This is a genomic window from Pseudomonas sp. B111 (genome assembly GCF_026428275.1).
Lineage (GTDB): Bacteria > Pseudomonadota > Gammaproteobacteria > Pseudomonadales > Pseudomonadaceae > Pseudomonas > Pseudomonas aeruginosa.
In genome coordinates this window covers 4,268,057-4,294,399 of the sequence record NZ_CP097857.1, presented here as the reverse complement: position 1 = coordinate 4,294,399, position 26,343 = coordinate 4,268,057, and the positions used below count along the sequence as shown (strand labels likewise).

The 26,343-nt window shown below is 67.2% G+C and carries 21 protein-coding genes and 1 pseudogene; 13 read left to right on the top strand and 9 right to left on the bottom strand.

The window, feature by feature from the left end; all coding sequences use genetic code 11:
- The first annotated feature begins 45 nt into the window (after positions 1-45).
- The 5 genes from M6E97_RS19960 to pdxJ are packed head-to-tail and all read left to right on the top strand — an operon-like array spanning position 46 to position 3,520.
- The gene (locus M6E97_RS19960) at positions 46-423 is read left to right on the top strand and encodes a DUF4845 domain-containing protein (protein ID WP_003085562.1); all 378 of its coding nucleotides are present in this window, start codon (positions 46-48) and stop codon (positions 421-423) included.
- Positions 420-1,109, top strand: coding sequence for a ribonuclease III (rnc, locus tag M6E97_RS19955; RefSeq protein ID WP_003085565.1), 690 nt, complete (start codon positions 420-422; stop codon positions 1,107-1,109). The genes M6E97_RS19960 and rnc overlap by 4 nt, the downstream gene beginning before the upstream one ends.
- Positions 1,102-2,019 carry a GTPase Era gene (era, locus tag M6E97_RS19950; RefSeq protein ID WP_003085566.1) on the top strand — a complete coding sequence of 306 codons (918 nt, stop codon included), beginning with the start codon at positions 1,102-1,104 and terminating at the stop codon, positions 2,017-2,019. The genes rnc and era overlap by 8 nt, the downstream gene beginning before the upstream one ends.
- A gap of 60 nt (positions 2,020-2,079) precedes the next feature.
- Complete coding sequence (gene recO, locus M6E97_RS19945; protein WP_003085569.1) at positions 2,080-2,781, top strand: DNA repair protein RecO; 702 nt, start codon at positions 2,080-2,082, stop codon at positions 2,779-2,781.
- Positions 2,774-3,520, top strand: coding sequence for a pyridoxine 5'-phosphate synthase (gene pdxJ, locus M6E97_RS19940; RefSeq protein WP_003101974.1), 747 nt, complete (start codon positions 2,774-2,776; stop codon positions 3,518-3,520). The genes recO and pdxJ overlap by 8 nt, the downstream gene beginning before the upstream one ends.
- Before the next feature lie 90 nt (positions 3,521-3,610).
- On the opposite strand, the gene cmoB is transcribed toward pdxJ, so the two are convergent.
- The 6 genes from cmoB to lon all read right to left on the bottom strand — a co-directional run bounded on the left by cmoB (position 3,611) and on the right by lon (position 9,890).
- Positions 3,611-4,579 (bottom strand): tRNA 5-methoxyuridine(34)/uridine 5-oxyacetic acid(34) synthase CmoB, encoded by a 969-nt coding sequence (gene cmoB, locus M6E97_RS19935; RefSeq protein ID WP_003085573.1) that lies wholly within the window; start codon positions 4,577-4,579, stop codon positions 3,611-3,613.
- Positions 4,576-5,316: a carboxy-S-adenosyl-L-methionine synthase CmoA gene (cmoA, locus tag M6E97_RS19930; protein WP_003123029.1), complete on the bottom strand. Its 741-nt coding sequence runs from the start codon at positions 5,314-5,316 to the stop codon at positions 4,576-4,578. Before cmoA ends, cmoB begins: the two co-directional genes overlap by 4 nt.
- 104 nt (positions 5,317-5,420) lie before the next feature.
- Positions 5,421-5,993 (bottom strand): hypothetical protein, encoded by a 573-nt coding sequence (locus tag M6E97_RS19925; RefSeq protein WP_003085577.1) that lies wholly within the window; start codon positions 5,991-5,993, stop codon positions 5,421-5,423.
- A 131-nt stretch (positions 5,994-6,124) separates the two neighbouring features.
- Entirely contained in the window at positions 6,125-6,877 is a 753-nt protein-coding gene (locus M6E97_RS19920) for a substrate-binding periplasmic protein (protein WP_034005570.1), read from the bottom strand.
- Between the two features lie 98 nt (positions 6,878-6,975).
- Entirely contained in the window at positions 6,976-7,380 is a 405-nt protein-coding gene (locus M6E97_RS19915; protein ID WP_003085581.1) for a protease inhibitor I42 family protein, read from the bottom strand.
- 110 nt (positions 7,381-7,490) lie between these two features.
- The gene (gene lon, locus M6E97_RS19910; RefSeq protein ID WP_034005568.1) at positions 7,491-9,890 is read right to left on the bottom strand and encodes an endopeptidase La; all 2,400 of its coding nucleotides are present in this window, start codon (positions 9,888-9,890) and stop codon (positions 7,491-7,493) included.
- Between the two features lie 190 nt (positions 9,891-10,080).
- Between lon and M6E97_RS19905 the strand changes: the two genes are divergently transcribed.
- The gene (locus M6E97_RS19905; protein WP_003085585.1) at positions 10,081-10,833 is read left to right on the top strand and encodes an AraC family transcriptional regulator; all 753 of its coding nucleotides are present in this window, start codon (positions 10,081-10,083) and stop codon (positions 10,831-10,833) included.
- 121 nt (positions 10,834-10,954) lie between these two features.
- On the opposite strand, the gene M6E97_RS19900 is transcribed toward M6E97_RS19905, so the two are convergent.
- Positions 10,955-13,018, bottom strand: a complete 2,064-nt coding sequence (locus M6E97_RS19900) for a TonB-dependent receptor (protein ID WP_033989656.1) — start codon at positions 13,016-13,018, stop codon at positions 10,955-10,957.
- 463 nt (positions 13,019-13,481) lie between these two features.
- Between M6E97_RS19900 and putA the strand changes: the two genes are divergently transcribed.
- Positions 13,482-16,664 (top strand): bifunctional proline dehydrogenase/L-glutamate gamma-semialdehyde dehydrogenase PutA, encoded by a 3,183-nt coding sequence (gene putA / locus M6E97_RS19895; protein WP_034005567.1) that lies wholly within the window; start codon positions 13,482-13,484, stop codon positions 16,662-16,664.
- 311 nt (positions 16,665-16,975) lie between these two features.
- On the top strand, positions 16,976-18,496 hold the full coding sequence (gene putP / locus M6E97_RS19890; protein ID WP_003085592.1) for a sodium/proline symporter PutP: 1,521 nt from the start codon (positions 16,976-16,978) through the stop codon (positions 18,494-18,496).
- A gap of 143 nt (positions 18,497-18,639) precedes the next feature.
- Here putP and M6E97_RS19885 read toward each other — a convergent pair whose 3' ends face one another.
- Complete coding sequence (locus M6E97_RS19885; protein WP_079382493.1) at positions 18,640-19,569, bottom strand: LysR substrate-binding domain-containing protein; 930 nt, start codon at positions 19,567-19,569, stop codon at positions 18,640-18,642.
- Positions 19,570-19,695: 126 nt separating this feature from the next.
- On the opposite strand from M6E97_RS19885, the gene azoR1 reads away from it, so the two are divergent.
- Genes azoR1 through M6E97_RS19870 form a run of 3 tightly spaced genes read left to right on the top strand, consistent with a single transcriptional unit; the run spans position 19,696 to position 21,868 of the window.
- Positions 19,696-20,334: an FMN-dependent NADH-azoreductase AzoR1 gene (gene azoR1 / locus M6E97_RS19880; protein ID WP_033989658.1), complete on the top strand. Its 639-nt coding sequence runs from the start codon at positions 19,696-19,698 to the stop codon at positions 20,332-20,334.
- A 9-nt stretch (positions 20,335-20,343) separates the two neighbouring features.
- Positions 20,344-20,649 carry a DMT family transporter gene (locus tag M6E97_RS19875; protein ID WP_003103070.1) on the top strand — a complete coding sequence of 102 codons (306 nt, stop codon included), beginning with the start codon at positions 20,344-20,346 and terminating at the stop codon, positions 20,647-20,649.
- A 55-nt stretch (positions 20,650-20,704) separates the two neighbouring features.
- Positions 20,705-21,868 (top strand): AAA family ATPase, encoded by a 1,164-nt coding sequence (locus tag M6E97_RS19870; RefSeq protein WP_003109755.1) that lies wholly within the window; start codon positions 20,705-20,707, stop codon positions 21,866-21,868.
- A 4-nt stretch (positions 21,869-21,872) separates the two neighbouring features.
- On the opposite strand, the pseudogene M6E97_RS19865 reads toward M6E97_RS19870, so the two are convergent.
- Positions 21,873-24,997, bottom strand: a pseudogene (locus M6E97_RS19865) (transglycosylase domain-containing protein).
- Positions 24,998-25,151: 154 nt separating this feature from the next.
- On the opposite strand from M6E97_RS19865, the gene M6E97_RS19860 reads away from it, so the two are divergent.
- Both M6E97_RS19860 and M6E97_RS19855 read left to right on the top strand, forming a co-directional pair.
- Positions 25,152-25,361, top strand: coding sequence for a hypothetical protein (locus tag M6E97_RS19860; protein ID WP_009875978.1), 210 nt, complete (start codon positions 25,152-25,154; stop codon positions 25,359-25,361).
- 4 nt (positions 25,362-25,365) lie between these two features.
- Entirely contained in the window at positions 25,366-26,031 is a 666-nt protein-coding gene (locus M6E97_RS19855; protein ID WP_033989659.1) for a class I SAM-dependent methyltransferase, read from the top strand.
- Positions 26,032-26,343 lie beyond the last annotated feature (312 nt).

Sequence of the window (26,343 nt, the reverse complement as noted above, 5' to 3'; positions counted from 1 at the left end):
TTACCGCTCGCTGGACGGAATAACTACACTGACATGAGGTCCGACATGAGGTTCGCGCGTTCGCAGAAGGGGATGTCCCTGCTGGGGTGGCTGGTGGTGCTGGGCGTGGTGGCGTTCTTCGCCAGCGCCGCATTCAAGATCATCCCGCACTACATGGATTACTACTCGCTGGAGAAGGTGATCACTTCCGTGGAGACCGACAAGGCGGCCGAGGTGCGTTCCGTGCCGGAGTTCTACAGCTACGTCGGCAAGGGGATGCAGATCAACGGCATCCGCAACCTGGACCTGGAGAAGGCCCTGGAGGTGCAACTGGAAGACAACCAATTCCGGGCGCACCTGAAATATGAAAAACGCGAGCCACTGATCAGCAACATCGACCTGGTGGTCCACTTCGACAAAGAATTCCGTGTACGCATGCCGTGAGTAATTCGCTGGACCGACTCGAGCGCAAGCTCGGCTATACCTTCAAAGACCGGGACCTGATGGTCCTGGCCCTGACCCATCGCAGCTACGCCGGGCGCAACAACGAGCGCCTGGAGTTCCTCGGTGACGCCATTCTCAACTTCGTCATCGGCGAGGCGCTGTTCCACCACTTCCCGCAGGCTCGCGAAGGCCAGCTTTCGCGCCTGCGCGCGCGACTGGTCAAGGGCGAGACCCTGGCCCTGCTGGCGCGCGGCTTCGAGGTGGGCGACTACCTGCGGCTGGGCTCGGGCGAGCTGAAGAGCGGCGGGTTCCGCCGCGAGTCGATCCTCGCCGATGCGATGGAAGCCCTGATCGGCGCCATCTACCTGGATACCGGCATGGACTCCGCGCGCGAGCGGATCATCGCCTGGCTCGGACCGCAACTGCGCGAGCTGACCCCGGTGGACACCAACAAGGACCCCAAGACCCGCCTGCAGGAGTTCCTGCAGTCGCGTGGCTGCGACCTGCCGCGCTACGAGGTGGTGGATATCCAGGGCGAACCCCATTGCCGGACCTTCTTCGTCGATTGCGAAGTGGCCCTGCTGAGCGACAAGACCCACGGGCACGGCGGCAGCCGCCGCATCGCCGAGCAGGTGGCCGCGGCCGCCGCGCTGGTGGCTCTGGGCGTGGAGAATGGCCATGACTGACATGCACGACGACATCCCCGCCGGCAGCCGTTGCGGCTACGTGGCGATTGTGGGCCGCCCCAACGTGGGCAAGTCCACCCTGCTCAACCACATCCTCGGGCAGAAGCTGGCGATCACCTCGCGCAAGCCGCAGACCACCCGTCACAACATGCTCGGGATCAAGACCGAGGGCGAGGTGCAGGCCGTCTACGTCGATACGCCCGGCCTGCACAAGAGCGGCGAGAAGGCCCTCAACCGCTACATGAACCGTACCGCCAGCGCGGCATTGAAGGATGTCGACGTGGTGATCTTCGTGGTCGACCGCACCCGCTGGACCGAAGAGGACCAGATGGTCCTGGAGCGCGTGCAGTACGTCAGTTGCCCGGTGCTGATCGCGGTGAACAAGACCGACCGCATAGAGGAGAAGGCCGACCTGCTGCCGCACCTCGAATGGCTCACCCAGCAGTTGCCGAAGGCCGAGGTAGTACCGATCTCGGCGCAGCACGGGACCAACCTGGACGTGCTGGAGAAGCTGGTCGCCGAGCGTCTGCCGGAAAGCGAGCACTTCTTCCCCGAAGACCAGATCACCGACCGCAGCAGCCGCTTCCTGGCCGCCGAGCTGGTCCGCGAGAAGATCATGCGCCAGCTCGGCGCCGAGCTGCCCTACCAGATCACCGTGGAGATCGAGGAGTTCAAGCAGGAAGGTCGCATCCTGCATATCCATGCGCTGATCCTGGTGGAGCGCGAGGGGCAGAAGAAGATCATCATCGGCGACAAGGGCGAGCGGATCAAAAGCATCGGCCAGAACGCGCGCAAGGACATGGAAGTGCTGTTCGACTCCAAGGTCATGCTCAACCTCTGGGTCAAGGTCAAGGGCGGCTGGTCCGACGACGAGCGTGCCCTGCGCTCGCTGGGCTACGGCGACCTCTGACCGTTCCCGGCAGCCCGGCGCCAGCCGGGCGCCATTCCTCTCGCGCCCGGTCGACCCGCCATGTCCTTCGCCGCCGCCCAAGCCACCTACGTGCTGCATAGCCGGCCGTACAAGGAAACCAGCGCCCTGGTGGACTTCTTCACCCCGTTGGGTCGCCTGCGCGCGGTCCTGCGCGGCGCCCGCGGCAAGGCTGGCGCCCTGGCGCGGCCATTCGTGCCGCTGGAAGCGGAGTGGCGCGGGCGCGGCGAACTGAAGACCGTGGCCCGCCTGGAAAGCGCCGGTATTCCCAACCTGCTCAATGGCCAGGCGCTGTTCAGCGGTCTCTATCTCAACGAGCTGTTGATCCGCCTGTTGCCGGCGGAAGACCCGCAGCCGGAAATCTTCGCCCACTACGCCGCGACCCTGCCGCTGCTGGCGGCGGGGCGACCCATCGAACCGCTGCTGCGCGCGTTCGAATGGCGCCTGCTGGAGCAACTGGGCTATGGTTTCGCTCTCGATGTCGACATCGATGGGCGCCCGATCGAGCCGCAGGCGTTGTACCAGCTTTTGCCAGAGGCCGGCCTGGAGCCGGTGGCGCAGCTGCAACCCGGGCTGTTCCAGGGCTCCGAACTGTTATCCATGGCCGACGCCGACTGGAGCGCCCCCGGCGCCCTGGCGGCGGCCAAGCGCCTGATGCGCCAGGCGCTCGCTCCCCATCTGGGCGGCCGGCCGCTGGTCAGCCGCGAGCTGTTCATGAACCGTAAGGAGTCACCCCGTGACTGAAGCCACTCGAATTCTGCTCGGCGTGAACATCGATCACGTCGCCACCCTGCGCCAGGCCCGGGGCACCCGCTATCCGGACCCGGTGAAGGCCGCCCTGGACGCCGAGGAAGCCGGCGCCGACGGTATCACCGTGCACCTGCGCGAGGACCGCCGGCATATCCAGGAACGCGACGTGCGGGTGCTCAAGGAAGTGCTGCAGACGCGGATGAACTTCGAGATGGGGGTCACCGAGGAAATGCTCGCCTTCGCCGAGGAGATCCGGCCGGCGCATAGCTGCCTGGTCCCCGAGCGCCGCGAGGAACTGACCACCGAGGGCGGCCTCGACGTCGCTGGCCAGGAACAGCGCATCCGCGACGCGGTGCGACGCCTGGCTGCGGTGGGCAGCGAAGTGTCGCTGTTCATCGATCCCGATCCGCGGCAGATCGAGGCCTCCGCCCGGGTCGGCGCGCCGGCTATCGAACTGCATACCGGTCGCTACGCCGACGCCGAAGACCCCGAGGAGCAGGCCCGTGAGCTGCAGCGGGTACGCGAGGGCGTGGCCCTCGGGCGTTCCCTCGGCCTGATCGTCAACGCCGGGCATGGCCTGCACTACCACAATGTCGAGCCGGTCGCGGCCATCGACGGCATCAACGAGCTGAACATCGGCCACGCCATCGTCGCCCACGCCCTGTTCGTCGGCTTCAGGCAGGCGGTGGCCGAGATGAAAGCGCTGATGCTGGCCGCGGCGACCAAGCGCTGAGGCAATCGCGCCCCGCTTCCCGTCGACCTGCGGGGCGGATGAAGCCATGAAAAAAAGCCCATCCGAGGATGGGCTTTTCCCTATTCGCTGTCAGGGCTTGCGCGCCACCAGCGTGGCGCGCATCGGTGCCGGCAGGCCTTCGACGGTTCGCGAACGGTCCTGCGGATCGAGGAATTCCGGCAGCGACTGGAAACGCATCCATTCGGTGGAGCGTTGTTCCTCGACGCTGGTCAGGCTGACGTCGACGCAGCGCGCGTCGGCGAACCCGGCGCGGCGCAGCCAGAGCTCCAGGGCTGCCACCGAGGGCAGGAACCAGACGTTGCGCATCTGCGCGTAGCGGTCCTCGGGCACCAGCACGGTGCTGGCGTCGCCTTCCACCACCAGGGTCTCCAGGACCAGTTCGCCGCCGCGCTTCAGGCAGTCCTTGAGCGCCAGCAGGTGGTCGATGGGCGAGCGACGGTGATAGAGCACGCCCATGGAGAATACCGTGTCGAAGCCTTCGAGCTTCTCCGGCAGGTCTTCCAGGGCCAGCGGCAGGTGCCAGGCCGGCAGCTCCGGCAGGTAGCGCTTGGCGGCGAGGAACTGGCAGAGGAACAGCCAGTTCGGATCGACCCCGACCACGCTTTCCGCGCCGGCGCCGAGCATGCGCCACTGGTAGTAGCCGTTGCCGCAGCCGACGTCGAGGACGCGTTTGCCACGCAGTTCGACATGTGGCGAGACACGCTCCCATTTCCAGTCGGAACGCCATTCGGTGTCGACCTGCACGCCGAAGAAGTCGAAGGGGCCTTTGCGCCAGGGAATCAGCCCTTGCAGCGCTTCCTTCACCTGCGCTTGCAGCGCCGCATCGTGGTCGCTGTGCAGGGCGAAGCGCTGGGCCAGTTCGACCTTCGGCGCGGGCACCTGGGGCAGGCGCTGGACCGCGCTCCACCAACGGGCCAGGTCGCCGTGGCCTTCCTCGATGCGCGCGGCGATCTGCGCGGGCAGGCTGGTCGCCCAGCCGTACAGCGGCGAGCCGGCGAGGTGTCGCTGGAGGGCGTCGAGGGCGAGGTGCTGGATCATGGCAGGGCGATCATCGAGGCGAAGTTGAGACACTGGAACCATTGGCTGACCCGGCTGAAGCCGGCGGCCAGCAGCCGTTCACGGTGTTCCTCGAAGGTGTCGGGGAGCATGACGTTTTCCAGCGCGCTGCGCTTCTGCGCGATCTCCAGCTCGCTGTAGCCGTTGGCACGCTTGAAGGCGATGTGCAGGTCGGTGAGCAGCGCGTGCTCCTGCGCATCGGCGAAGCGCAGTTTCTCCGAGAGGATCAGCGCGCCGCCGGGCAGCAGCGCCTGGCGGATCCTGCGCAGGAGGCCGAGGCGCTGGTCGGGGGCGACGAACTGCAGGGTGAAGTTCATCGCCACCAGCGAGGTGGGTTGCAGGTCCAGGGCGAGAATGTCGGCCTCGATCAGCTCGACCGGCAGCAGCTCCTGGTACATGGCGTCCTGGGCATGCAGGTATTCACTGCAGCGCTCGATCATCGCGTGCGAGTTGTCCACCCCGATCACCCGGCAGCCGTCGTTGCGGACGTGGCGGCGCAGCGACTGGGTGACCGCGCCGAGCGAGCAGCCGAGGTCGTAGAGCACGCTGTTCGGCTGGGCGAACTGCGCGCCGAGTACGCCGATGTTCTCGACGATGGTGGGGTAGCCCGGCACGGAGCGCTTGATCATGTCGGGGAACACGCGCACCACGTCTTCGTTGAATACGAAGTCGGCGACACGTTGCTGGGGTTGGGCGAACAGGCGATCGGACTCGCTCACGCGGGTGACCTCGGGCATCACGGCTTTTCAGGGGGCCGAATTGTAGCCGAGGGACGAGCGTCGCCCAACTGCGCGGCGACGATTCACCCATGCGCGCAGGCGAATCACCTGAGCTTGTCGGAGAAGTACTCTCCCGCGCCCTGCAGCGGACCCAGCGGGTTCTTCTTGTCTTCCAGGCGATGGATGTTCGGTTCGCCGTTGCTGACCTTGTGCACCAGCACGTCGTTGACGAAGACGAACACTGCCTTGAACGACCAGCCCTGCAACTCCCGTTTCTTGCGGAAGTTGAACACGTCCGCCCAGAAGCTGCCGACCCGCTGGGTGTCGGTCTTGCTGAAATCGAAGGCGTAGCCGATGCAACGGTCCTTCGCTTCCAGGCATTGCACCAGGCCGCCCGGCAGGTAATCGATGGGGATGTTCGGCTGGATGAACATGAGCCGCACGTCGATGAACGACAGCATGCGGCCGTTGCCCTGGGTCAATGGATCGAAACCCAACCCGAACAGCTGCGAACGGGTCGTGCTGCCGGGTTGCGCCTGGGAATAGCGCAGTTCGGCATCGAGGTAGTCGACGAAGGGGGATTGGACTTCCGCTCGTTCGCTGGGCAGCAGGCTGCCGCAGGAGGAAACGAAGACAGTGGATGCCCAGAGCAGTGAGTAACGAAGAGCGGTGCCCATGACGCGCCTCCTTTCGGTGCCGTCGTAGATTGAGTAATAGACGACGCCAAAAAGGCCTGCCGGAATTTATTCAATCGGCTGAAAGCAGCGTGGTTGCTGGTCTGGCGGCGGATTTCCGGCGGCCCGGAAAGTCATTCGAAAGAAAGCCTATAGCGCTCGCCGAGGACCTTCAGGGTGCCTTCGCGACGCAGTTGGCGCAGTCCTTCGTCGAGTTCCGCGAGACGCGCGTCGACCTCCGGCAGGTGCGGGCTGAGGCCGACGTGCAGCGGCTGCCGCCCGGGCAGTTCGCCGGCGCGGCGGACCTGTCCGGCGAGCTGCGGATGATGCTCCAGGTAGTGCTCGATGATGTCGCGGTCTTCCAATAGCACGTCGATGCGGCCGAGCAGCAGTTTCTGCAGGTTGCGCGGCAGCACGCGCTCGCCGCCGAGGACCTGCAGGTGCAGGTCGTCGTCGCCGGCCTGGCTGCGCCAGGCTTCGAAGCGCGGATTGTTCACGTAGCCCTGGGCGAGGCCCAGGCGCTGGCCGAGCAGGGATGCATCGCCGGAGTAGCGCCAGTCGCTGTCGTGGCGGGTGTAGAAGGCCAGCTCGACCCAGCCGATGGGCTCGCTGCCGACCCGCAGGCCGTCGAGTCCATAGGCGCCGACCAGGCCGTCGCGATGGCCGTCGCGGACCATCTGCACGGCGCGCGGCCAGGGCAGGCTGTCGAAGTGCGGTGGCTCCCGAAGGACCTGGCTGAGCGCCTCGACCAGGTAGCCGGGCCGCTGCGGCGTGCCAGGGCACAGGTAGGGGCAGCCGTCGTCGCCTGCGAAGCGCAACGGTTCGGCCAGCGAGGGCAGAGGAGCGGCGCAGGACAGGGCGAGCAGGACGAAGGAGGCGCGGAGCATGGAGTCCTCGGGGCGACGGGGCCTGTCAGGATAGGCCAGGTCGCCACGGCGCAGGACGTCGGTCTTCGTACAGAATGTGTCCGCCGCGGGCAGCGGTTTCAGCGCACCTGGATCGCGCAGGAAAAGCTTTCCGCCGGTTCCGCGTCCTTTTCCCAGGGCCGCCGGTAGACCAGTTCCAGGCGGTCGTCGCCGCTGGCGGCGACGCGGAAGCGCCAGGTCGATTCGCCGCCGCTGCCAACCAGGCCGCTGTCTTCTTCGGAATTGCTGTAGACCTCCGGGCCAAGGCGCTTGAGCACACTGGCGGCGGGGTTGCGCAGTTCCCAGCGGAAGCCGGTGGTGGGATTGCTCGGCAGGGTCAGCACCAGTTCCTGGCCTTGCGTCAGCTTCAGCGGCGAACAGTCGTCGGCGTCGTCCAGGGTGACCACCGGCTTCTGTTGCCCGGCGCAGCCGGCCAGGACCACGATGGACAATGGCAGCAGCAGACGGGAGGGGGAAAAGGACATGCAGCGCTCCTCGGCTCGAATGGAAAGGGCGCCAGCATAAACCCTGCCGGCGCCCGAGCGCCAAGGTTGGCACGGCGGATGGCCGAACCGGTCGGCCATCCGCCGCCGGCTCAGGCCGGGAACAGCACCTTGGCCACGTCGCCGTAGCGCTTGGCGAAATGCACGGTGAGCCCTTCCTTGAGATAGTCGGGCAACTCTTCGAAGTGGCCGCGGTTGGCTTCCGGCAGGATCAGCTCGAAGATCTTCTGCCGGCGCGCGGCGATCACCTTCTCGCGGACCCCGCCGATGGGCAGGACCTGGCCGGTCAGGGTCAGTTCGCCGGTCATCGCCACGCCTTTCTTCGGCACCTGGTTGCGCGCCAGGGAGAGCAGGGCGCTGGCCATGGTGACGCCGGCGCTGGGGCCGTCCTTGGGCGTGGCGCCTTCCGGCACGTGCAGGTGGACGAAGGCCTGGTCGAAGAAGGTCGGGTCGCCGCCATACTTCTTCAGGTGCGAGCCGATGTAGCTATAGGCGATCTCGGCGGATTCCTTCATCACGTCGCCGAGCTGGCCGGTGAGCTTGAAGCCACGGTTCAGCGTGTGGATGCGGGTCGCCTCGATCGGCAGGGTGGCGCCGCCCATGCTGGTCCAGGCCAGCCCGGTGATCACGCCGATCCCGGAAAGCACCTGCTCGCTGCGGAACACCGGCATGCCGAGGTAGTCCTCGAGGTCCCTGGGACCGATCTTCACCTTCGACTCGGGATCCTCCAGCAGCTTGACCACCGACTTGCGCACCAGCTTGCCGAGCTGTTTCTCCAACTGGCGCACCCCGGCTTCCCGCGCATAGCCCTCGATCACCGCACGCAGCGCGGCATCGCTGATGCTCAGGCGGCCCTTGGGCACGCCGGCCTTTTCCAACTGCTTGGGCCACAGGTGACGCTTGGCGATGGCCAGTTTTTCCTCGGAGATGTAGCCGGACAGGCGGATCACTTCCATCCGGTCGAGGAGCGGTCCGGGGATCGAGTCGAGGGTGTTGGCGGTGCAGACGAACAGCACCTTGGACAGGTCCAGGCGCAGGTCCAGGTAGTGGTCGAGGAATTCGACGTTCTGCTCCGGGTCGAGGGTTTCCAGCAGCGCCGAGGCCGGGTCGCCCTGGTAGCTGGCGCCGAGCTTGTCGATTTCGTCGAGCATGATCACCGGGTTCATCACCTCGACTTCCTTCAACGCCTGCACCAGCTTGCCGGGCAGGGCGCCGATGTAGGTGCGGCGGTGGCCCTTGATCTCCGCCTCGTCGCGCATGCCGCCGACGCTGAAGCGGTAGAACGGCCGGCCGAGGCTCTCGGCGATGGATTTGCCGATGCTGGTCTTGCCCACCCCCGGCGGGCCGACCAGGAGCACGATGGAACCGGCGATCTCGCCCTTGAAACTACCCACGGCGAGGAATTCGAGGATGCGATCCTTGATGTCGTCGAGGCCCGCGTGATGCTTGTCGAGGACCTTGCGCGCATGCTTGAGGTCGAGCTTGTCCTTGCCGTACACGCCCCAGGGCAGGGCGGTGGCCCAGTCCAGGTAGTTGCGGGTGACGGCGTACTCGGGCGAGCCGCTCTCGAGGATCGACAGCTTGTTCAGCTCTTCGTCGATACGCTTGCGCGCCTGCTCGGGCAGCACCTTGCCTTCCAGGCGGGCGCGAAATTCGTCGGCGTCGGCGCTCTTGTCGTCCTTGGTGATGCCCAGCTCCTGCTGGATGATCTTCAACTGTTCCTTGAGGAAGAATTCGCGCTGGTGTTCGCCGATCTTGCGGTTGACCTCGGCGGACAGCTCCTTCTGCAGGCGCGCGACTTCCACCTCCTTGCGCAGCAGCGGCAAGACCTTCTCCATCCGCTTGAGGATCGGCACGGTGTCCAGCACTTCCTGCAGTTCGCCGCCGGGCGCGGTGGTCAGGGCCGCGGCGAAGTCGGTGAGCGGCGACGGGTCGTTGGGACTGAAGCGGTTCAGGTAGTTCTTCAGTTCCTCGCTGTACAGCGGGTTGAGCGGCAGCAGCTCCTTGATCGCGTTGATCAGGGCCATGCCGTAGGCCTTCACTTCGTCACTGGGATCGATCGGGGTCTTCGGATAGTCCACCTCCACCATGAACGGCGGACGATGGCGCTTGATCCAGCCCCGGATACGCACCCGCGAGAGGCCCTGGGCGACGAACTGCAGCTTGCCGCCCTCGCGCGAGGCATGGTGCACCCGGACCAGCGTGCCGTGCTCGGGCAGGCTGTTGACGTCGAAGTGGCGCGGGTCTTCCGGAGGATTGTCCATGAAGAACAGGGCCAGCGAATGGTGGTCGGTCTTGGCCACCAGTTCGAGGGTTTCCGCCCAGGGTTCTTCGTTGACGATCACCGGCAGCACCTGCGCCGGGAAGAAGGGGCGGTTGTGGATCGGGATCACGTAGAGGGTGGTCGGCAGGGTCTGGCCGGGCAGCACCAGGCCGGTGCCGGAGGGCTGCGCGTCGCTGATGTGTTCGGGATTAACGTCCTGGTCGCTCATGAGGCACCTGACTGACTGAAACATGAGAGTCTAGATGGGGCCCCGGGGGCGGGTTTCAATCCCTGTCCGTTCAAGGATGTTGCCGAAGGTTTCCACGCAGCACGCGGTACGCGGGTACCACTTGCGGCAAGGTGCTGGGCAGCGTCGGGCAAGTCGAGTAGAGTGCGCAAAAATTGAGCAGTTGCCGTTCATGTTCGACACCCGTCTCATCCGTCTGCCCGACCAGTCGCACACCCACGCCCACGAACATCATCAACTGGTGATGTCGCTGGCCGGGCGCGCCGAATTCGAGGTCAACGGCTGTGGCGGGGAAGTCTGCCGGATGCGCGCCTGCCTGGTGCCGGGCGAGGCGGGCCACGTGTTCGCCGGGGTGGGCGACAACCGCATGCTGATCATCGACCTGGGCGAGGACAACCCGACCCCGGAAGACCCCGACCTGCTCGCGCGCCTGTTCGAGGCGCCGCGCTACCCGACCCTGGACGCCGACTTCCAGAACCTGCTCAGCTACGCCGGCGCCGAACTGGCCCGCTACGGCAGCGACCCGTTGCTGACCCGTGCCCTCGGCGGAGTGCTGATCCGCGCCCTGCACCTGCGCCTGTTCGGCGAGCAGCAGCCCCTGGCGGCCAGCGGGCCGCTCGACCTGGAGCGCCTGGACGCGCATATCGTGCGGAACCTGGCGCGACGCATCACGGTCGCCGAACTGGCCCAGGTCGCCTGTCTCAGCCCGAGCCATTTCCACGCGCAGTTCAAGGACAGCGTCGGCCTGACCCCGCACCAGTACCTGCTCAAAGTCCGCCTCGACTGCGCCGCGCGGTTGCTGCGGGAAAGCCGCTTGCCCCTGGTGCGGATCGCCGAGGAATGCGGCTTCTCCAGCCAGAGCGCGCTGACCACGGCGATGCGCCGCTACCTGGGGCTGACGCCGAAGTCGCTGCGCAAGGGCTGAGCGCCGTCCGCCACCTTCGGCGGATAACCGCAGGCGGTTATTCGCCCTACCGGCAGGAGTCCATATACGGATAACGGCGCGGACGTCATCCGCCGAGCGAATTCGTCCCGCACGGCCTGTCTCAGAACGCCACCTTCACCCCCGCCTCGATGCCGCGTCCCGCCGCCGGCACTCGGTCGCGCAGGATCGAACTGGCGTAGCGCACGGTCTGGTTGGTCAGGTTGGTGCCCTTGACGAAGGCCAGCCAGCGGCTCTCGCCGAGGTCGAAGTTGTAGCCGAGGCTGGCGCCGAGGGTGGTGTAGCCGTCGGTGGAGAGTTCTTCCTCCGGCACGCGGTGCTGCGAGGCGGCGTGTTCGACGTCGACCCGCGCCTGCCACTGCTGCAACTCCCAGATCAGCGCGGTGTTCAGGCGCAGCGGGGCGATGCGTGGCAGCGGTTCGCCGGTGTCCTTGTTCTTGGCGCGGGTGTAGTCCCCGGAGAGTTCCAGGTCGAAGTTGCCGTACGGGCTTTCCAGCAGGTGGATGCGGTCCTGCGCCTCGACGCCGTAGAAGTCCGCGCGAACGCCGCTGTAGAGGTATTCCGGCAGCGCCTCGTCATCGCTGGCGGCGACCACTTCGCCTTCCTCGTTGCGATGGCGACCGCTGGCGAGCAGGCCGATGTAGTTGGAGAAGCGGCTGTAGAACACCCCGACGCTGCCCTTGTGCACGCCGTTGTCGAAGCGCAGGGCGAGGTCGGTGGAGACCGCCTTTTCCTTGTCCGCGTCGGCATCGCCTACCTCGTAGGTGCCGGTGGCGGCGTGCGGACCGTTGGCGTACAGCTCGTAGAAGGTCGGTGCGCGCTCGGTGTAGCTGAGGGTGGCGGCCAGCGACCAGATCGGCGTCAGCTTGTACACCGCGCCGGTGGACAGGCTGCCGGTGGTGAAGCTCTGTGAACCGTCGTTCTCGGCGAAGCGCTCGTTGCCCTTGGCGTCGGGGTTCACGCGGGTGTGCTCCAGGCGGGCGCCGAAGCTGAGGTCGAGGCGGTCGCTGAGCTTCCATTCCTCCAGGGCGAACAGCGCGGCGCTGTCGGTTTCCGTGTGCGGCACGAAGGCTTCCTCGCCGAGGGCGGAGAAGCGGCTGTTGGCGAACTGCGCACCGACCACCCCGTTCAGCGGGCCGAGCGGGCGGTGGCGGGCCTCGATGCGGCCTTCGTAGCCTTCGTTCTTGAAGGTGGTGCCGGTCTCGCCGTCCTCGATTTCCTTGTGCTCGTACTTGGTATAGGCGGCGTCCAGCTTCAGCGAGGTGAACGGGCCTTCGAGGTCGCGGATCTCGGAGGCGAAGGCGTAGCGGTCCTGCTGCATCTTCAGGCGCACGTCGTCCTCGGCCGGCGAGCCATAGTTGCTGTCGTAGCCGCTGTAGGAGAGGCCGGCGTAACCGTGCTCCCAGTGATAGGAGCCACCGACGGCGCCGCCGTCCTGGCGGCCGTCGCTGTTCTGCACCCGATGCTTGCCGGTGTCGCCGTCGATCTGCCGCTGGCGGCTGGAATGGGCGTAGCCGGGAATCCTGACGTCGTTGAACTCGCGGCTGGCGGCGTCCACGTGCAGGGCGAAGTTGCCGTCGCCGGCCTCCAGTGCGCCGGAGCGGCTACGGGTGGTGTCGGCGCCGCCGTAGCGCAGTTCGCCGCTGCCGTGGATGCCGTCGACGGGTTCGCTGGGGATGCGGTTGTCGAAGCTGTTCACCACCCCGCCGATGGCATTGCCGCCGTAGAGCAGGGCGGCCGGGCCGCGTACCACTTCCAGGCGCTCGACGCTGTTGGGGTCTTCCGGCACCGCGTGGTCGTAGGACAGCGACGAGGCGTCGAGCGCACCGACGCCGTTGCGCAGCAGGCGGATGCGATCACCGTCCATGCCGCGGATCACCGGTCGGCTGGCGCCCGGTCCGAAGTAGGTGGAGGACACCCCGGGCAGGCCGTTGAGGGTTTCGCCGAGGCTGCCTTTCTGTCGCAGGGTCAGCTCGTCGCCTTCGAGCACGCTGCTGGGCGTGGCGGGAGATTCGTTGCCCAGCGGGTTGGCGGTGATCACCTGGGAGGGCAATTCGCTGGGGCGGCCGTCGGCGCCGAGCGTTTCCCCCGAAACGATCAGGCAGGCCAGCGCCAGTGGCGTGAGAGGCCAGAGCGGACGGGAAGGGAAAAGGCCGGAAGAGGACATTGCGGGCTCCATGGTCATGGGTCGGACTTTTTTCAGGCCAAAGCGAACCCAGGCCCTTCCCGGAGGAAGGGCGACGGGGTCGGATCGGCGTATTTATTGGGATGTTATATTATTTCTTTTTGTGTCGGTAGACCCGCGTAGCCACTCTGCATGGCGTCGTGCCGACGTGCAGCGGCAATGTCCGCATGCCTGCCGGCGAAGAGGAACGGGAAAGTTCCGCAGCCAGGAGTTTTCCGCAAAAACTCCAGAGTCTTTCGCAAGAATCGCCCCTCTCGCAGCCACTACATTCCGCTATCCGCTGGTGCCTCGCGCCGGCGGAATGGGCCTGACCCATACTGATCCGTATTCCCGCGCCACAGGACGTGCCGCGCCGCCGGCACAACCCGCCGGCGGCGGTGCCCCGGGCAATGGACGCCTGGCCGGACTTCTTTCAATAACAATGGCTCCACAAGAGGAGGGCGTGATGTTCAAAGCCAGTCACGTCTTGCAGGGCGAGGACCAGACCCGGTCCGCAGCCGAATTCTTCCCTGTCATCAGCGCCAACTACGCGGTCGACGAGGAAGCCTACCTGGGCGAACTGCTGCAGCTCGCCGACCCCGGTCCCGACGGCATCGAGGCTATCCGCCGCAACGCCCGCGCACTGATCGAAACCGTGCGCAGCCGGGACAACGCCGTCGATACCCTCGACGCACTCCTGCGCCAATACAGCCTGGACACCCAGGAAGGCCTGTTGCTGATGTGTCTGGCCGAGGCGCTGTTGCGTGTGCCTGACGCGGCGACCGCCGACGCGCTGATCCGCGACAAGCTGTCCGCCGCCGACTGGCAGCGCCATCTCGGCCAGAGCGACAACGTTCTGGTCAATTTCGCCGCCTGGGGCCTGGTGATGACCGGCAAGGTGGTGAACATCGACGAACGCACCGACGGCCGCGCCCCGAGCGTCATCAGCCGGCTGGTGCAGCGCTCTGGCGAACCGGTGATCCGCGCCGCGATGAACCAGGCGATGAAGCTGATGGGCAAGCAGTTCGTGCTTGGCCGGACCATCTCCGAAGCGCTGAAGAACGGTCGTCCATGCCGCGAGCAGGGCTACACCTATTCCTTCGACATGCTCGGCGAGGCCGCGCTGACCGCCGCCGACGCCGAGAAATACATGGCCGACTACCGCCAGGCCATCGACACCGTCGGCGCCGAGCCGCAGGTCGGTCCGGGGCCGCGGCCGTCGATCTCGATCAAGCTCTCGGCGCTGCATCCGCGCTACGAGGTGGCGCAGCGCGAGCGGGTGCTCAGCGAGCTGTTCGCCAACGTCCTGGAACTGGCGGTGCGCGCGCGCAAGCTGAACGTCGGCATCACCATCGACGCCGAGGAAGCCGATCGCCTGGAGCTGTCCCTCGAACTCTACGAGAAGCTGATGCGCGACCCGGCCATCGCCGGCTGGGGCGAGTTCGGCCTGGTCATCCAGGCCTACTCCAAGCGCTGCCTGCCGGTGCTGGTGTGGCTGACCCTGCTCGGCCGCGAGCTTGGCGCACGCATCCCGCTGCGCCTGGTGAAGGGTGCCTACTGGGACAGCGAGATCAAGCAGTGCCAGGTGCAGGGCGCCGACGGCTACCCCGTCTACACCCGCAAGGAAGGCACCGACACTTCCTACCTGGCCTGCGCCCGCTACCTGCTCAGCGAGCACACCCGCGGGGTGATCTACCCGCAGTTCGCCAGCCACAACGCCCACACCGTGACCGCCATCCTCGCCCTGGCCGACGAAGCCAGGGCCGCCGGCGGCGAGGAGCGCGACTTCGAGTTCCAGCGCCTGCACGGCATGGGCGACGCGCTGTACGACACGGTGATCGAGAAGTACCGCCGCAACGTGCGCATCTACGCCCCGGTCGGCGCGCACAAGGACCTGCTGCCGTACCTGGTCCGCCGCCTGCTGGAGAACGGCGCCAACTCTTCCTTCGTGCACAAGCTGGTGGACCCGCGCGTGCCGGTGGAGACGCTGATCCAGCACCCGGTTACCCAACTGCGCCAGTTCAAGACGCTGGCCAACGACCGTATCCCTCTGCCCCAGGCGATCTTCGGCGCCGGGCGGAAAAACTCCCAGGGCATCAACATGAACATCCAGAACCAGTGGAACGAGCTGGAGCTCGCCTACAAGCCGCACCTGACCCGCCAGTGGCAAGCCGCGCCGATCGTCAACGGCGAGAAACTTTCCGGCCCGGCCCACGAAGTGCGTTGCCCGTACGACCTGGAGAGGCTGGTCGGCAGCGTCCAGTACGCGTCCGCCGAGCAGGCCGGCAAGGCCCTCGACGTGTTGCAGGCGGCCTGGCCGCGCTGGAGCGCCACCCCGGTGGACGAGCGTGCCGGCATCCTCGAGCGTCTCGCCGACCTGCTGGAAGCCCAGCGCGGCGAGCTGATGGCGCTGTGCACCCTGGAAGCCGGCAAGTCGTTGCAGGACGGTATCGACGAGATCCGCGAGGCGGTCGACTTCTGCCGCTACTACGCCCAGCAGGCCCGCCAGCGCCTGGTCCGCGAGGAACTGCGCGGCCCGACCGGCGAGCGCAACGAGCTGTTCTACGAAGGCCGCGGCATCTTCGCCTGCGTCAGCCCGTGGAACTTCCCGCTGGCGATCTTCCTCGGCCAGATCAGCGCCGCGCTGGTGGCCGGCAACACCGTGCTGGCCAAGCCGGCCGAGCAGACCAGCCTGATCGCCGCGCGTACCGTCGAACTGATGTTCGAAGCCGGCCTGCCGAAGGACGTTATCGCCCTGCTGCCGGGCGACGGCGCCACCCTCGGCGGCGTGTTCTGCCGTGACGCGCGGGTCGCCGGGGTGGCCTTCACCGGCTCCACCGACACCGCCCGCATCATCAACCGCCAACTGGCCGAGAAGCCCGGCGCCATCGCCACCCTGATCGCCGAGACCGGCGGGCAGAACGCGATGATCGTCGATTCCACCGCTTTGCCGGAACAGGTGATCAAGGATGCGGTACAATCCGCGTTCACCAGCGCCGGCCAGCGCTGCTCCGCGCTGCGCGTGATGTACGTGCAGCAGGACATCGCCGAGCGGGTGATCGAGTTGCTCAAGGGCGCCATGGCCGAGCTGAAGGTCGGCCCGACCGACGTGCGCGTCAGCGACGTCGGCCCGGTGATCGACGCCGAGGCCAAGGCCGGCCTGGAGCAGCACATCGCCGCGCTGAAGGCCGCCGGCAAGCTGATCGCCGAGACCAAGGTGCCGGGCAACCTGAACGGTCACTTCGTCGCTCCCGTCGCGTTCGAGATCAGCGGCATCGACGAGCTGAAGAAAGAGAACTTCGGCCCGGTGCTGCACGTGGTGCGTTATGCCGCGCAGGACCTGGAAAAGGTCGTGCAGGCGATCAACGCCACCGGTTTCGGCCTGACCATGGGGGTCCATAGCCGCAACGAGGAAACCGCCCGTCGCATCGAAGAGCTGGCGCGGGTCGGCAACCTCTACATCAACCGCAACCAGATCGGCGCGGTGGTGGGCGTGCAACCGTTCGGCGGCCACGGGCTGTCCGGCACCGGTCCCAAGGCCGGCGGGCCGAACTACCTGCTGCGTTTCGTCAGCGAGCGCACCACGTCGGTGAACACCACCGCGGTGGGCGGCAACGCGTCGCTGCTGTCGCTGGCCGACGCCGAGTGATACTCCGTTCCCGGGCGCCTTGGCGCCCGGGTCGGTTTCCGGGGTTCGCCGTGGCGGACGCCGAGGGAAATGACCGCCGTTCCGGTGCGTGCCCGGAGCGGACCATAAAGGACGATTTTCCCTGCCCGACAGGGGAGGGATCGTGAGGCGTGGGCCTGTTCGGACTCGTTTGAGGCCACCCACGTTTCCGGCTTGCTCCGGCAAGCGCTCACGGAGTGACGCCACAAGCGCCATTCTGCCAACCAAGGGCCCGCTACCCGTTGCTTGCACACGCAAGGGCCCGGATAAAAACAAGCAATAGGGGAGTCCCTATGAGTGTCAATACGCCCACGCTGATCACCTTCGTGATCTACATCGCGGCCATGGTCCTGATCGGCCTGGCGGCATATCGCTCCACCAACAACTTCTCCGACTACATCCTCGGCGGCCGCAGCCTCGGCAGCTTCGTCACGGCGCTGTCCGCCGGCGCCTCCGACATGAGCGGCTGGCTGCTGATGGGCCTGCCCGGCGCGGTGTACCTGTCCGGCCTGTCCGAAAGCTGGATCGCCATCGGCCTGATCGTCGGCGCCTACCTCAACTGGCTGTTCGTCGCCGGCCGCCTGCGGGTGCAGACCGAGCACAACGGCAACGCGCTGACCCTGCCCGATTACTTCACCAACCGCTTCGAGGACAACAGCCGCCTGCTGCGGATCTTCTCGGCCCTGGTGATCCTGGTGTTCTTCACCATCTACTGCGCTTCCGGCATCGTCGCCGGTGCGCGCCTGTTCGAGAGCACCTTCGGCCTCTCCTACGAGACCGCGCTGTGGGCCGGCGCCGCGGCGACCATCGCCTACACCTTCATCGGCGGCTTCCTCGCGGTGAGCTGGACCGACACCGTGCAGGCCTCGCTGATGATCTTCGCGCTGATCCTCACCCCGGTGATCGTGATGCTCGCCACCGGCGGCGTCGAGCCGACCTTCACTGCCATCGAGCTGAAGGACGCGACCAGCTTCGACATGCTCAAGGGCGCCTCCTTCATCGGCGTGATCTCACTGATGGCCTGGGGCCTGGGCTACTTCGGCCAGCCGCACATCCTGGCGCGCTTCATGGCCGCCGATTCGGTGAAATCGATCCCGGCCGCGCGCCGCATCTCCATGACCTGGATGATCCTCTGCCTCGGCGGCGCCGTGGCCGTGGGCTTCTTCGGCATCGCCTACTTCCAGGCGCATCCGGAGCAGGCCGGCGCGGTCAGCGACAACCCCGAGCGGGTGTTCATCGAGCTGGCCAAGATCCTGTTCAACCCGTGGGTCGCCGGCGTGCTGCTGTCCGCCATCCTCGCCGCGGTCATGAGCACCCTGAGCTGCCAACTGCTGGTCTGCTCCTCGGCGCTCACCGAGGACTTCTACAAGGCCTTCCTGCGCAAGGGCGCCAGCCAGCTGGAACTGGTCTGGGTCGGTCGCGCCATGGTGCTGCTGGTGGCGGTGATCGCCATCTGGCTGGCCGCCAACCCGGAAAACCGCGTGCTCGGCCTGGTGTCCTATGCCTGGGCCGGCTTCGGCGCCGCTTTCGGCCCGCTGGTGCTGTTCTCCCTGCTGTGGAAGCGGATGACCCGCAACGGCGCGCTGGCCGGCATGATCGTCGGCGCGGCGACGGTGATCCTGTGGAAGAACCTGTTGGGCTGGACCGGCCTGTACGAGATCATCCCCGGCTTCCTCTTCGCCAGCGTCGCCATCGTCGTCTTCAGCCTGCTCGGCAAGGCGCCTTCGACGAGCATGCTCAAACGCTTCGACGATGCGGAGCAGGAGTACCGCGAGGCGCACCAGGGTTCCGCCGCTCCGGTAACCCAGCGCTGATCGAGCCTGCGGGCGGGTGAAGCGCCCGCGCATGGAGACGGCCCGCCCCGCAAGGTGCGGGCCGTCGTTTTTTCCGGCGGCTGCTGCGCTCTCCGCGCAGGACGGATAACGGCAGCCGCGTTGTCCCTGTCCCGCCGCGCCGCTCAGGCGTCCCGCTCCAGCCGGCAAGCGTGCCCCGACTGTCGTGCCTCCAGCCTCAGCCATTCGAAGAATGCCTTCACCGGCGGATGACGTTCCCGTCCGGGCACGCATAGCGCGCTGTAGCCGGCGCCGTCGACACTGATATCCGCTCTGTAGGGTTGCAGCAGGCCGCTGGCGACGCTTTCCGAAACCAGGATCGAACTGGCCAGCACCAGTCCCTGGCCGGCGATGGCCGCCTGCAGGGCATAGTGCTCCTCGTCGTACTGGCGGATCACCGGCTGGCCCTCCATCCAGTTTTCGCCGGCCTGCGCGCACCAGGCCTCCCAGCCGTGGGCGTAGAGCCTGGAGTTGTGCCAGCGCACGCTGATCAGGGTCGGCTGCCGTTCTCCGGCCAGGGCGACCTGGGCCGGCGAGCCATAGACCGCGAAGCATTCGTCGAACAGGCAGAGACCGTAGAAGTTCGGGTAGTCGTCGAGGCTGTAGCGGATCACCAGGTCGATGCTGGCGTCCTGGTGCAGGTCGAGGACTTCGCAGTTGGTGTCCAGGCGCAGGTTGATCTGTGGGTGTGCGGTGTAGAAGCGGCCGAGACGCGGCACCAGCCAGAGGGCGGCGAAGGCCGGGGTGGTGGAGACCGTCAGGTTGCCGCCGCTGCGCTGCGGACGCAGCGTGTCGACGCTCTGCGAAATTTCCAGCAGGGCCCCGTGCAGGCTGCGGAACAGCCGTTCGCCGCAGTCGGTCAGGCGCACTTTCCGTGGCAGACGCTGGAACAGCGGAACGCCGAGCCAGGCTTCCAGCGAACGGATCTGGTGGGAAACCGCGGTTGGCGTTACCGCAAGCTCCTCGGCGGCGGCCTTGAAGCTCGACTGGCGGGCCGCCGATTCGAAGGTGCGCAACGCGGTCAGCGGCAGGGAAGCGAACATCGGAATCTCCATGGATGAACTGAATTCACCCTGAACAACTATTGCTCATTTGTCGGGAACCCCCGCTGCCAATAATTTCTGGCTCCAGGAGAAGGGCCTTGAGGCCATTCGAGTCTAGCCGAATCCAAGGAGATACAGATGAGTAGAATTCTTGCAGTGCATGCCAGCCCGCGAGGCGAGCGCTCGCAATCCCGGCGTCTCACCGAGGTTTTCCTGGCGGCCTATCGCGAAGCCCATCCACAGGCCCGCGTGGCGCGCCGCGAAGTCGGCCGGGTACCGCTTCCGGCGGTCACCGAGGCCTTCGTCGCCGCCGCCTTCCATCCCCAGCCGGAACAGCGTTCGCTGGCGATGCAGGCCGACCTGGCGCTGAGCGACCAACTGGTCGGCGAACTGTTCGACAGCGACCTGCTGGTGATCTCCACGCCGATGTATAACTTCAGCGTGCCCAGCGGCCTGAAGGCCTGGATCGACCAGATCGTGCGCCTCGGGGTGACCTTCGATTTCGTCCTCGACAATGGCGTCGCCCAGTACCGGCCGCTGCTGCGTGGCAAGCGTGCGCTGATCGTCACCAGTCGCGGTGGCCATGGCTTCGGCCCGGGCGGCGAGAACCAGGCGATGAACCACGCCGATCCCTGGTTGCGCACCGCGCTGGGTTTCATCGGCATCGACGAGGTCACGGTGGTCGCGGCGGAAGGCGAGGAATCCGGCGGCAGGTCCTTCGAGGAATCCTGCGCCGAGGCGGAACAGCGCCTGCTGGCGCTGGCGCGGTCGGCCTGAGGAGCCGCCATGGCCTGGTTCCATCTGCTGGTGGCGGCGGCCTTCGAGGTCGCCTTCGCCATGGGCATGAAGTTCTCCAACGGCTTCGGCAGACTCTGGCCGTCGCTACTGACGGTGGTCGCGGCGATCGGCGGGATCTATTTCCTGACCCTGGCGCTGCGCGAGTTGCCGGTCAGCGTCGCCTATCCGATCTGGACCGCGATCGGCTCGCTGGGCACGGTGTTCCTCGGCGTCCTGCTGCTTGGCGAAAGCCTGACGGCGGTGAAGCTGGTTTCTGTCGGGTTGATCGTCGCCGGGGTGGCCGGGCTCAAGTAAGCGATGCGGCATTTGGCCTACAATCGGCCGCGTTTCCGTTCCTTCGAGAGCAGCCATGCTGACCACCCTGGCGGTGTCCAACTACCGCACCCTGCGCGACCTGGTGATGCCGCTGCGGCGCCTGAACCTGATCACCGGCGCCAACGGCGCCGGCAAGTCCAACGTCTACCGGGCCTTGCGCCTGCTGGCGGACAGCGCGCGCGGCGAAGTGATCCCGTCGCTGGCGCGCGAGGGCGGCCTGCCATCGACCCTGTGGGCGGGACCGGAGGACATCAGCCGGGCCATGCGCAGTGGCGCCCAGCCGATCGAAGGCAGCGTGCGCCGGCAGTCGGTGAACCTGCGCCTGGGCTTCGCCGGGGAGGATTTCGGTTATTGCATCGACCTCGGCCTGCCGGAGCCAAGCCAGAGCAAGTTCGGTCTCGACCCGGTGATCAAGCGCGAATGCATCTGGGCCGGCCCGTTCCTGCGCCCGGCCAATGTCCTGGTCGACCGTCGCGGGCCGTTGTTGCGGGCACGCGGCGGCGGCGGTCGCTGGGAAGTGGCGGCGCAGCACCTCGCCACCTTCGACAGCATGCTGGGCGCGGCGGTGGACCCGCGACAGGTGCCGGAACTGCTCGGCCTGCGCGAGCGGATCCGCTCCTGGCGCTTCTACGACCATTTCCGCAGCGACGCCGAGGCACCGGCGCGGCGTCCGCAGATCGGCACCCATACGCCGGTGCTGGGCGCCGACGGCGCCGACCTGGCCGCGGCCCTGCAGACCATCCGCGAGATCGGCGATGCGGCGGCGCTGGACGAAGCGGTGGACGATGCCTTTCCCGGCAGCCGCCTGCACATCGACAACCCGGGAGGGCGCTTCGAAGTGCTGATCGAGCAGCCCGGCCTGCTGCGGCCGCTGCGCACCGCGGAGCTGTCGGACGGCACCCTGCGCTACCTGCTGTGGATCGCCGCCCTGTTGTCGCCGCGGCCGCCGGCGCTGCTGGTGCTCAACGAACCGGAAACCAGCCTGCATCCCGACCTGCTGCCGGCCCTCGGGCGCCTGGTCGGCCAGGCCGCGCAGCACTCCCAGGTGCTGGTGGTGTCGCACGCCGCGCGGCTTGTCGCGACGCTCGAAGAACACCCGGAATGCCATTCGCTGGGGCTGGAGAAGGACTTCGGCGAGACCCGCATCCAGGGGCTGCGCGAGCTGGACCGGCCGGCCTGGTACTGGCCGGTGCGCTGAACCGCTACAGGCGGCCGATCTGTTGCGGCGACAACGGTACCTGGCAGCGGGTGGCGGTGCGTGGGTCGAGGTAGTCCCTGAGGAGCGGTGCCATGCCCTTGAGCACCTGCACTGGCAGGGCCGAGGTGAACTTGAACTGGCTCGACTCGCTGCCGTCGACGTAGGCGGTGAGGGTACCGAAGTGCCGCGGGCCGATGTAGAAGACGAAAGTGGCGGTGCGGTTCAGTGCCTTCGAACTGCGCACGTGGCCGCCGGCGCTGAAGGTCTGCAGGCGGTTGTCGCCGGTGCCGGTCTTGCCGCCCATCACCAGCGGCGCGCCGTCCGGACGGCTGAAGGTGCCTTGCAGGCGCCGCGCGGTGCCGGCGTCGACCACCTGGGACAGCGCGTTGCGCAGGGTGGCGGCGACCTCCGAGGTCATCACCCGCTGGCCGAGGGTGGCTTCCGGGGCGAAGCGCGTCTCGTAGGGCGTACCCAGGGCGAAGTCGAGGTGCTCCAGGCGCAGGGTCGGCATGCGCACGCCATCGTTGACGATGATCCCCATCAGTTCGGCCAGCGCCGCCGGGCGGTCGCCGGAGCTGCCCAGGGCGGTGGCGTAGGACGGCACCAGGTGATCGAAGGGATAGCCGAGTTTCTTCCATTGCTGGTGCAGGTCGAGGAAGGCCTCCACCTCCAGCAGGATGCGGATGCGCTTGTCGCGGGCGTTCTTGTGCCGCGACTTGAACAGCCAGCCGTAGACCTCCTTGCGCTCGGCGCCGCTGGCCGCCACCGCCTCGCCGAAGGTCGCCTGCGGCTGCTTCTGCAGATAGCCGAGCAGCCATAGCTCCAGCGGGTGCACGCGGGCGACGTAGCCCTGGTCGTTGAGGTTGAACTTGCCCGGGCCGTAGCGCTCGTACAGCTCGGCGGCGCGCTTGTCGGTCAGGCTGCCGCGGGGCAGGCGTTCGCGGAGGAAGGCGCTGAAGCTCGCCAGGTCGGCCTGTGGCTGCAGGTAGCGATGGATCGCAGCCAGCCGCACCGGCCAGGGACGCAGGCCGTCGAGGAAGGTCTCCAGGCGCTGGTTGGCGTCCTTGTCGCGGTACTTGACCCAGAAGCGGCGCAGGTAGACCTGGCTTTCCTTGTCGACGAAACGGTCGAGATAGTCGGCGCGGCGCGGGTCCTTATCATCGGCCAGCAACTGCACCTTGCTCCCGGCGTTCTGGTAGATGTCGTGGCGGATCAGGTCGCGCAGCAGGCGCACGAAGGGCAGGTTGATCGATTCGCGCAGGGCTTCCAGCAGCATCGGCCGGCGGCCGTTGTCTTCCTTGCGGAAGTTGTTGAAGGTGTGCAGCCCGCCGCCGGTGAAGAAGCTCTCGTAGGGGCTGGCCGAATAGCGCCGTTCCATGGCCGCCTGGAGCATCGCGGAAAGATCGCGGTCGCGGCTGGCGACCAGGTGGTCGATGCCCCAGCGGAGGATGAAATCGAGCGGCTCCACTTCCACCTTGCGCAGCTCGGCGACGCTCATGCCGCCATAGTCGCGGTGGATCTGCGCGACGGTCTCCAGGTAGCTGGCCAGCACCCGTAGCTTGGCGGTGGAGCCCAGCTCCAGCTTGCTGCCTTCGTTGATGTCGAAGGGCTGGTCGGTGTTGTCGGTCTGCACCCGCACCTGGTTGCCGCTCGGCGTACGTTCGAACAGGGTGAAGCTGTAGCGTACCGAGCGGGTCGAGGTCGGGGTCAGCAGGCGTTCGCCGATCAGCCCGAGTTGGGCGGCGTAGTCCGGGTCGGCGAGTTTCTGCAAGTAGGCGGTGACGCTTTCCTGCAACTCGTGCTGGAGGGTGGTATTGGCCCGCAGGTCGAGACGGTCGAGGTCGTACAGTGGCACGCCGAGCATCCCGGCCAGGCGGGTGCGAGCCAGGGTCACGCCCTTGTTGGTCGGCAGCGGTTGCACCGTCGGCTGGCTGCGTGGGTCGCGGAACGCCAGCTTCTGCGCCAGCGCCGCATCGCGTAACGGCGCCTCGATGACGCGGCCTGGGTCAGGACCCGCAGGTGGCTGTCGGTCATCCGGTCCAGCTCGTCGCGGCCGCGCGGCGCCAGATAGAAGGAAGGCCGGCGGTGGGCGATCATCAGCGCCAGCACCTGGCGCAGGGCCAGGCCCTGGGCGGCCAGTCCGGCCTTGCCGTCGAGTGCCTCGCCGACCTGCCGGTAGTCGGCGCCGTACCAGACCCACAGGCCATCGGCCAGGCCGGTGACCTCGCCGTAGCCCGGCGCCGCCGACAGCGGCACCGAGTTGAGGTAGGTGAGCACGATGTCCTGGCGCGCGGCGAAGTTGGCCGGGCCTTCGCGATAGCTGCGTACGCTGGCCGAGAGCATCTGCCGCAGCTTGTCGCCGATGCTGCCGGTGCGCCCTTCGGCAGAGTGGCGGTATTTCTCGATCTGGGTCGCCAGGGTGCTGCCGCCGGAGGAGTGCGCGCTGAAGCCGAGCATCTTGCCGACCTGCGACAGCGCCGCCTGGGTGAAGCGACCCCAGTCCACCGCCGGGTTGAGGTAGGGGCGTTCGTGATCGAGCAGGTCGCGGTTCTCGATGAACAGCAGGCTCTGCACCGCCAGCGGCGGCAGGCTGGCGAAGTTCGCGTAGCGCCGTTGCGGATAGCGGAAGTCGTAGATCGGCACGCCGCGGCAATCGGCGATGTCCAGCCCGGCCTGGGCCTTTTCCGCGTAGGGCGGGAACAGCCGGTGTTCGGCGTAGCGCATCAGCGCCGGGGAGAAGTGCGCCTGGCGGGTGATGGCGTAGTCGCGGTCGTACAGGCGCTGCATGAACGAAGGCAGCAACTGGTAGCCGAGGCGGCGGTCGAAGGGGCCGTCCGCCGGGAACAGGATGGCCTCGCTGGGACCCTGGCGCACCTCGTAGTCCAGGGTCGCGGCGTAGCGTGCCAGCTCGCGTGCCTGCAGCCGCGAGGTGTGCGCTTCGTGAAGGACCACGATGCCCACCGCGGCGAGGATCGGCAAGGCGAAGCCGATCAGCATCAGGCGTTGGCGGAGACGGCTTTTTCGAGGAGAAGCGGAGGCAGGGAGACTGCAGGGTTGCAGCTCGGAAGGGTCGTTCGTGGATCGTTCTGATGCACCCATGCTCGCACCGCCTGTAGCTGCGCAATTCATCCGCACCTGGGGGGAAGTCTAGTTGTCCCGCTGCAACCCTGCTGTCATTCGTGCAAGGAAAATCTCCCCGGCGGCAATCGGACGACCGAGGATTGGAGCGGCGTGGCGCAGGGGTTAGAGTGTCTGTCTGAGTTCCTTGTGTTTCGGGTCCGGAATGTCGATGCGCACACTTTTCCCCCTTCTCGTCGGTGTCGTCCTGGCGGGTTTCTCCGGCCTCGCGGCGCAGGCCGCGCCGGCGCCCTTCTACAAATGGCAGAGCAAGCTCGACGGCCAGGTCGCCTGCATGCAGACCTCGCCGGGAGACGGCTGGGTCAGGCTCGACGGCCCCTACCGCGACCTCCGCTGCCGCGAACCCCTGCGCTGACCCCATGGAGCGCAGCCGACGGCTCGAGCGCAGCTGGCGCGGCAATGCCGAGGCCTGGGCCCGCGCCGTGCGCGAGGGACGCCTGGAAAGCCGCCGCCTGGCCACCGACGACGCGATTCTCCAGGCGCTGCGCCAGCGCGCGCCGCGGCGCCTGCTGGATATCGGCTGCGGCGAGGGCTGGCTGTGCCGGGCGCTGGCCGGCGAGGTCGGCGAATGCGTCGGCATCGACGCCTCGCCGGAACTGATCGAACTCGCCCGCGCGGCGGGCGGCGGTAGCTTCCGGCGCCTGGCCTACCGCGAGCTGGATGCGGCCTCGGGGCTCGGTCGTTTCGACGCCCTGGTGTGCAATTTCTCCCTGCTCGACGAAGACCTTGCCGGTTGCCTGGCGGCCTGGCCGGCGCTGCTGGAAAGCGGCGGCGAGTTGCTGATCCAGACCCTGCATCCCTGGGCCGTCGGCGACGAGGACTACCGCGACGGCTGGCGCGAGGAGCGCTTCGACGGCTTCGGCGAAGGCTTCCGCGACAGCATGCCCTGGTATTTCCGCACCCTGGAGTCCTGGCTGGCGCTGCTCGACGGCAGCGGCTGGTGCCTGCGGGGCCTGAGCGAAACCGTCCATCCCCGGCTCGGCAGGCCGCTGTCCCTGTTGCTGCGGGCGGGACTCGCCGAGTGAAACCTTTCAGCCCCGCAATGGGCGTTGCAGAGCGCTTACGCCTTTGGTCCAGTTGCCCTGTCGCGGGGCATGACGGCCTCGAAATCTTGTGTAAAACTCCGGCCCGACCTCAGTTGTAGTCGACTCCCGCAATGCCCACGTTCGCTCCACGAGAGCGGACAGCCTCTTCCGGTGTGCAGTCCTGGAACCTATGACGCCCCGTCGTCGCCCGCTGTGCGGTATCGCGCAGGGGCCGCGCCGTTGGCGAAATCCGCTTCCCTACCCCGACCGCACGAGCGAGTCCGCAACTGATCTATCTCAATAACAAAATGA

Bases quoted from the DNA above. Each gene is read 5' to 3' on its own strand.
- M6E97_RS19960 (WP_003085562.1), top strand. From the start codon at position 46: ATGAGGTTCGCGCGTTCGCAGAAGGGGATGTCCCTGCTGGGGTGGCTG.
- era (WP_003085566.1), top strand. From the start codon at position 1,102: ATGACTGACATGCACGACGACATCCCCGCCGGCAGCCGTTGCGGCTAC.
- recO (WP_003085569.1), top strand. From the start codon at position 2,080: ATGTCCTTCGCCGCCGCCCAAGCCACCTACGTGCTGCATAGCCGGCCG.
- cmoB (WP_003085573.1), bottom strand. From the start codon at position 4,579: ATGATCCAGCACCTCGCCCTCGACGCCCTCCAGCGACACCTCGCCGGC.
- M6E97_RS19925 (WP_003085577.1), bottom strand. From the start codon at position 5,993: ATGGGCACCGCTCTTCGTTACTCACTGCTCTGGGCATCCACTGTCTTC.
- M6E97_RS19920 (WP_034005570.1), bottom strand. From the start codon at position 6,877: ATGCTCCGCGCCTCCTTCGTCCTGCTCGCCCTGTCCTGCGCCGCTCCT.
- M6E97_RS19915 (WP_003085581.1), bottom strand. From the start codon at position 7,380: ATGTCCTTTTCCCCCTCCCGTCTGCTGCTGCCATTGTCCATCGTGGTC.
- lon (WP_034005568.1), bottom strand. From the start codon at position 9,890: ATGAGCGACCAGGACGTTAATCCCGAACACATCAGCGACGCGCAGCCC.
- M6E97_RS19905 (WP_003085585.1), top strand. From the start codon at position 10,081: ATGTTCGACACCCGTCTCATCCGTCTGCCCGACCAGTCGCACACCCAC.
- M6E97_RS19900 (WP_033989656.1), bottom strand. From the start codon at position 13,018: ATGTCCTCTTCCGGCCTTTTCCCTTCCCGTCCGCTCTGGCCTCTCACG.
- putA (WP_034005567.1), top strand. From the start codon at position 13,482: ATGTTCAAAGCCAGTCACGTCTTGCAGGGCGAGGACCAGACCCGGTCC.
- putP (WP_003085592.1), top strand. From the start codon at position 16,976: ATGAGTGTCAATACGCCCACGCTGATCACCTTCGTGATCTACATCGCG.
- M6E97_RS19885 (WP_079382493.1), bottom strand. From the start codon at position 19,569: ATGGAGATTCCGATGTTCGCTTCCCTGCCGCTGACCGCGTTGCGCACC.
- azoR1 (WP_033989658.1), top strand. From the start codon at position 19,696: ATGAGTAGAATTCTTGCAGTGCATGCCAGCCCGCGAGGCGAGCGCTCG.
- M6E97_RS19875 (WP_003103070.1), top strand. From the start codon at position 20,344: ATGGCCTGGTTCCATCTGCTGGTGGCGGCGGCCTTCGAGGTCGCCTTC.
- M6E97_RS19870 (WP_003109755.1), top strand. From the start codon at position 20,705: ATGCTGACCACCCTGGCGGTGTCCAACTACCGCACCCTGCGCGACCTG.
- M6E97_RS19860 (WP_009875978.1), top strand. From the start codon at position 25,152: ATGTCGATGCGCACACTTTTCCCCCTTCTCGTCGGTGTCGTCCTGGCG.
- M6E97_RS19855 (WP_033989659.1), top strand. From the start codon at position 25,366: ATGGAGCGCAGCCGACGGCTCGAGCGCAGCTGGCGCGGCAATGCCGAG.